The sequence below is a fragment of the Moorena sp. SIO4A1 genome, assembly GCF_010672065.1.
In the GTDB taxonomy this organism is placed as follows: domain Bacteria; phylum Cyanobacteriota; class Cyanobacteriia; order Cyanobacteriales; family Coleofasciculaceae; genus Moorena.
Genome location: NZ_JAAHHX010000270.1, coordinates 1 through 2,533 on the forward strand (window position 1 = coordinate 1; position 2,533 = coordinate 2,533).

The following is a 2,533-nucleotide window of genomic DNA, read 5'->3' on the forward strand; positions in this document are numbered from 1 at the left end:
CAACAGAAAAAGAGCAAATACAATCACAACTTTGTCACTATAGCTCTTGATAGTAATCGTATTTCCAAATTTTTCAGCCGACTTAGAATAGAAACCAATAACAATCAGAATGTATCCCACAAATATAGCAATAACTGTTTGTGGGTTGTCAGTGTATAAGGTATTTCCCCAGTTCAACTCATGCCTAGCATTCTCTAGGTTAGCTGATAAGACAAATCCTGGAAAAGCATAGACAAGAAAGAAAATCAAGTTAGCCAAGGTCAGGAAATCCAACTTACCGGTTTTTTTTCGTTTTATTTCTGTAAGCAACATCAATAAGATTAGTCCCAAGTAAGCTGTGGCTAACATAGTCAATTATTTCTATAGCAAAGGGAGTAGGGAATAGGGAGTAGGGAGTAGGGAGTAGGGAATAGGGAGTAGGGAGTAGGGAGTAGGGAGTAGGGAGTAGGGAGGGTGCATCTCAGTTTTGAAAATTTTCCGTAGGGTGCGTTAGGGGGCCTTCATTTTTCGCCTCGTAGTCAGGGTTATGTTGCTGCCCGTAACGCACCACCGTGTCAAACAGCTTTTAGGAGATGCACCCAGTAGGGAGTAGGGAGTAGGGAGTAGGGAGTAGCCAATATGGCATCAAAAACTTTGACAATTTAATTTATTTAGAATTGCTATATATATCCTATAAAGTAAAAAATGATCCCCCTAAATCCCCCTTAATAAGGGGGACTTTGAGGTTGAGAAGCGTACCTCATAACTGCGATAAACGCTATAAAAACAATACATTTAGGAAAATTTTGAATTTTGAATTTTGAATTTTGAATTAACTAACGACTTTAGTTTAAGATAGCCAAATACTCAGAAACCGCTCGCTCAGTAGAAAAGTACCTTGCCCGCTCCATTAATTTATCCTGAGTTAATGGAGATTTAAGTACTTGTAACATAGCTAATGATAAAGCGGCTGAATCCCCGACTGGTACTAAAATGCCATATTGTCCTGCTGATAAAATTTCCGCTGGACCACTAGGACAATCTGTAGCAATTACTTGGCAACCACATGCCATTGCTTCAATTAACACAGTGGGTAACCCTTCCCAGCGAGAAGACAAAACCAACGCATTCGCTTTACTCATATATGCATAAGGATTCTCTACAAAACCTGGCATAGAAACATCCGCTGCAATTCCTAGTCTGTTAATGGTTGCCTCTAATTCGCCTCGGGATTCCCCTTCACCTAAAATCACCAGGCGAGCGATCATTTTTTTTCTTAAACGTGCAAACGCTTGGATTAGAGTCAAGAAATCTTTCTGAGGTGATAATCTACCAACAGCCAAAAAGACAGGAGGAGCGTCTTTGCGAAACCAAGGATGGCTCAAAGGCATTTTTGATTTGGCGATTAGCTGATGATTAACCACTGGATTGTAAATTTCTCTGACTTTGCCTTGGTCAAAACCAAGTTGACACTCCAAATCCCGTGCTACTGCTTGAGAAACTCCGACAATTTCATCAGCACGAGGGTAAAACCATTTCATCAGTGGTGGTACCAATTTAGCTCGCATTAACTGAGACTTAGAAGCTGAAAAAGTGTTGTGTTCTACCAATACTAATCGAGTTTTGGTACGAGCTAACTCTTTGGCTGCTACAGCAATGACGTTAGCATGAGCCAGATGAGAGACTAGGGCAGAAGGTCTGTTTTGTTGTAAGTAACGTGACAAGGGTTGAATTGCTTTCACAACTCGTCCGGCTGCCAAGTTAACTAGACGCACCTCCTTAGGCACTTGGCTTAGATAAGGTCCGTCAGCACTGGCAAGAACTAGATCCAACTGGACATCTTGTTCCAACATCCCTTTGAGCAAGTTAACTGTTACCCGTTCTGCGCCACCGTCATAGAGAGCAGGTAGAAAAAAAGCGATATGCTTTATATCCATCATTCTTTTATAGATTATACTTTATAGCAGTTTTCAATTAATCCCTGTTACATCTGCTGTCAGTGATTCATAAAGCTGACTGCTGACTGCTGACTGCTGACTGCTGACTGCTGACTGCTGACTGCTGACTTATAACGTCACTAAATAAAGTTTCCCAGCGTTCTATTATTGTTGCTAAACCAAATTTTTCTGTAATTTTTGGAGCATAAGATGCTAGACGTTTACGCTCTTCATCATTGGATATTAAACGATCCATTGCTGTAGCTAACGCTAACCCATTTTCACTGGGCACCAAAATGCCATTTACACCATCACGAATAACTTCTCGTGGACCACTAGGACAATCTGTTGAAACAACGGGGAGTCCACAAGCGAGTGCTTCAACTAAAACCCCTGGTAACCCTTCAAAGCGGGAAGACAAGACAAATAATTCTGACCGTTTTAAGACTGAAAAGGGATTACGGACAACCCCAGGGAAGATGACCTGAGCAGTTAAACCTAATTGATCTCTGAGATTTTCAAGCTCTGGACGAAGCTCCCCTTCTCCTAAAATTATAAGTTGCCAGTCTGGATACCGATCAGCATGTTTGTTGAAAGCAGATAATAAAATATCAAAC

The 2,533-nt window shown here is 41.1% G+C and carries 3 protein-coding genes; all 3 read right to left on the reverse strand.

What is annotated here, in order from left to right:
- Positions 1 to 348: hypothetical protein (locus F6K53_RS37120; RefSeq protein WP_293084574.1), on the reverse strand; the 348-nt coding region annotated here is incomplete at its 3' end.
- Between the two features lie 476 nt (positions 349 to 824).
- Positions 825 to 1,919 carry a glycosyltransferase gene (locus F6K53_RS37125; protein WP_293061038.1) on the reverse strand — a complete coding sequence of 365 codons (1,095 nt, stop codon included), beginning with the start codon at positions 1,917 to 1,919 and terminating at the stop codon, positions 825 to 827.
- A 64-nt stretch (positions 1,920 to 1,983) separates the two neighbouring features.
- Positions 1,984 to 2,533 (reverse strand): glycosyltransferase (locus F6K53_RS37130; protein ID WP_293084577.1); only part of this gene is annotated, 550 nt, incomplete at its 5' end.

Excerpts from the sequence above, each read along its gene's own strand:
- F6K53_RS37125 (WP_293061038.1), bottom strand. The coding sequence starts at position 1,919 with ATGATGGATATAAAGCATATCGCTTTTTTTCTACCTGCTCTCTATGAC.